Here is a 3,809-nt window from a genome sequence, read left to right as displayed (position 1 = left end):
GGTTCGCAAGCGCCGTCTCGACCACCGTCTGCGCCTGACGCAGCTCGAGCTCGGAACCCGTCCCGTTGTCGAATTGCAGCTTGGTCAGGTCGTACGACGCCTGCGCGGTCTTCAGCGTGTCCTCCGTGACCTTCAGCAGGTCATCGGTCGACAGCAGCGTCAGGTACTGATCCGCCACCTGCGACACCAGCGAGATCTCGGACGCCTGCCGTGCGTACGACGTCGACAGGTACTGCGCGAGCGCCTGGTCCTTCAGGCTCTGCACGCGACCGAACAGGTCGAGCTCCCACGACGCCGACAATCCGACGTTGTAGGTACGCGAAATCAGCGGCTGGCCTGTCTGCGATACGCCGGCCGGGAAACGCTGGATGCTGCCCGTGCCCGTACCGTCGAGCGTCGGGAACAGCCCCGCGCGCGTGATCTGGTACTGCGCACGCGCGGCCTCGATGTTCAGCACCGACACGCGCAGGTCGCGATTGTTTTTCAGCGCGATCTCGATCAGCCGCTGCAGGCGCGGATCGACGAAGAACTCGCGCCAGCCGATGGCAGTCGCCGCCTGGCCGTTCGCGCTGCGCGCGCCGGCCGCGCCGGGCTGCGTCGCGTAGACGCCGCCGGCCGGGTACGCCTGCGCGACGGGCGCGTCGGGCCGCTTGTAATGCGGCGCCATCGTGCAGCCCGTGGCAAAGAGCGCGACTGCGATTGCAGTCAAAGCGTGTTTTTGCATCATCACTGTCCCTTGTTGCCTTGGTCGCCGTTGCCCGGCTTCTCTTCGTGGTGCGAGTGCTCCTGAGCCAGGCGCAGCGCCTCGTCGGCATCTTCCTTCTCGCCGCTGAAGATCGCACGGATCTTCACGAAGAACATCGGGATCATGAAAATCGCGAGGAACGTCGCCGTGATCATCCCGCCGATCACGCCCGTGCCGATCGCATGCTGGCTGGCCGAACCCGCGCCGTTGCTGATCGCGAGCGGCAGCACGCCGAGAATGAACGCGAGCGACGTCATCAGGATCGGGCGCAGCCGCAGGCGCGCCGCTTCCAGCGCGGCCTCGATCGGCCCCATCTTCTCCGTCTGCTGCAGTTCGCGCGCGAATTCGACGATCAGGATCGCGTTCTTCGCGGACAAGCCCACGGTGGTCAGCAGGCCGACCTGGAAGAACACGTCGTTCTCGAGGCCACGCATCGTGGCCGCAAGCAGCGCACCGATCACGCCGAGCGGCACGACCATGATCACCGAGAACGGGATCGACCAGCTTTCATACAGCGCCGCGAGACACAGGAACACGACGAGGATCGAGATCGCGTACAGAATCGGCGCCTGCGAGCCCGACTGGATTTCCTGGAACGACAGGCCCGTCCACGAATAGCCGATACCGACCGGCAGTTTCTTCGCGAGCGTTTCCATCGCCGCCATCGCCTGACCGGTCGACTTGCCCGGTGCGGCCTGGCCCTGGATTTCCATCGCCGACACGCCGTTGTAGCGCTCGAGCTTCGGCGAACCGTACGTCCAGTGACCGGTCGCGAACGCGCTGAACGGCACCATCCCGCCCGACCCGTTGCGCACGTACCAGATGTTCATGTCTTCCGGCGTCATCCGGAACGGCGCGTCGGCCTGCACGTACACCTTCTTGATCCGGCCGTCGGTGTCGAGGAAGTTGTTCACGTACTTCGACGCCCACGCGATCGAGAACGTCTGGTCGATCGCATCCGCCGTCACGCCCAGTGCATTCGCCTTCTCGCGGTCGATGTCGACCTTGTACTGCGGCGTGTCGTTCAGGCCGTTCGGACGGACACCCTGCAGCGTCGGATCCTTCGACGCCATCCCGAGCAGCTGGTTACGCGCGGCCATCAGCGCGTCGTGGCCGAGGCCGGCGTTGTCCGTCAGCTCGAAGTCGAAGCCGGCAGCCGTACCGAGTTCCGGAATCGACGGCGGGTTGAACGGGATCACGAGCGCGTCCTTGTAGCTCCCGTAACGACCGAACATCCGGCCGATCAGCGCCTGCACCTTCTGGTTCGCATGCTGACGCTGCGAATAGTCCTTCAGGCGCACGAACACGAGACCGGAGTTCTGGCCGCGGCCCGCGAAGCTGAAGCCGTTGACCGTGAACGCCGATTCGACGATTTCCTTCTCGTCCTTCAGCAGGTAGTCGGAAATGTTCGCGAGCGTCTTCGCGGTCGTTTCCTGCGTCGAACCCGACGGCGTCTGCACGATCACGAACATCAGGCCCTGGTCTTCATCGGGCAGGAACGACTTCGGCAGGCGCACGAACAGCAGCCCGACCGCGACGATCACGACCAGATAGATGATGAGCCAGCGGCCCGAGCGCTTGATCACGTGGTGCACGCCGACGTGGTACTTGTCGCGGCTGGTGTTGAACGTGCGGTTGAACCAGCCGAAGAAGCCCTTCTTCTCTTCGTGATGCCCTTGCGGGATCGGCTTGAGGATCGTCGCGCACAGTGCCGGCGTCAGGATCAACGCGACCAGCACCGACAGCACCATCGCCGACACGATCGTCAGCGAGAACTGACGATAGATCGCGCCGACCGACCCGCCGGAGAACGCCACCGGCACGAACACCGCCGACAGCACGAGCGCCACGCCGACGAGTGCGCCGGTGATCTGGCCCATCGCCTTCCTGGTCGCCTCCTTCGGCGACAGCCCCTCTTCCGCCATCACGCGCTCGACGTTCTCGACCACCACGATCGCATCATCGACCAGCAGGCCGATCGCGAGCACGAGACCGAACATCGACAGCGTGTTGATCGAGAAGCCGACCATCGACATGATCGCGAACGTACCGAGCAGCACGACCGGCACCGCGATCGTCGGGATGATCGTCGCGCGCAGGTTCTGCAGGAACAGGTACATCACGAGGAACACGAGCACGATACCTTCGAGCAGCGTCTTGACCACTTCCTCGATCGACAGCTTCACGAACGGCGTCGTGTCGTACGGATACTTCACGACGAGGCCGTGCGGGAAGAACGGTGCGAGCTCGTCGATCTTCGCGCGCACGGCCTTCGCGGTCGCGAGCGCGTTCGCGTTGGTCGCGAGCTGGATACCGAGTGCCGCGGTCGGCTGACCGTTGTACTTCGTGTCGAAGTTGTAGTTTTCGCCGCCGAGGCCGATCTGCGCGACGTCCTTCAGGCGAACCTGCGAGCCGTCCTGGTTGACCTTCAGCAGGATGTTGCCGAACTGCTCGGGCGTCTGCAGCAGCGTCGATTCGGTGATCGTCGCCTGCAGCACGGTGCCCGGCTTCGCCGGCGTGCCGCCGATCTGGCCGCCCGCGATCTGCACGTTCTGCGCGGTGATCGCCGAGCTGACGTCGACCGGCGTGAGGCCGTAGTTGGTCAGGCGGTTCGGGTCGAGCCAGATCCGCATCGCGTACTGCGAGCCGAACAGCGTGACGGTACCGACGCCGTTCAACCGGCTGATCGGATCCTTCACGTGCGACGCCACGAAGTTCGCGAGGTCGTACTTGTTCATGCTGCCGTCTTCGGAGTTGAAGGCGAGCACCAGCAGGAAGCTGCTGCTCGACTTCGTGACCGACAGACCGAGCTGCTGCACGACCTGCGGCAGAACCGGCGTCGCGAGCGACAGCTTGTTCTGCACCTGGACCTGCGCGATGTCGGCGTTGGTGCCCGGCGCGAAGGTCAGCGTGATCGTCGCGTTGCCCGAGTCGTCACTCGTCGACGACATGTACAGGAAGTTGTCGAGACCGCTCATCTGCTGCTCGATCACCTGCGTCACCGTGTCTTCCACCGTCTTCGCGGAAGCGCCCGGGTAGTTCGCGGTGATCTGGATCGATGGCG

The 3,809-nt window shown here is 64.6% G+C and carries 2 protein-coding genes; both read right to left on the bottom strand.

The annotated features are described in order from the left end of the window. A partial coding sequence (locus tag CFB81_RS34650; RefSeq protein WP_179236153.1) for a TolC family protein occupies positions 1–727 on the bottom strand: 727 nt, incomplete at its 3' end. Then, on the bottom strand, positions 727–3,809 hold a 3,083-nt coding region (locus tag CFB81_RS34645; protein ID WP_089438199.1), incomplete at its 5' end, for an efflux RND transporter permease subunit. The genes CFB81_RS34645 and CFB81_RS34650, both read right to left, overlap by 1 nt.

The sequence above is a fragment of the Burkholderia sp. AU28863 genome (assembly GCF_002223195.1).
Taxonomy (GTDB): domain Bacteria; phylum Pseudomonadota; class Gammaproteobacteria; order Burkholderiales; family Burkholderiaceae; genus Burkholderia; species Burkholderia sola.
The sequence above is the reverse complement of the archived record's forward strand: the minus strand, read 5'-3'. Positions and strand labels throughout refer to the sequence as shown.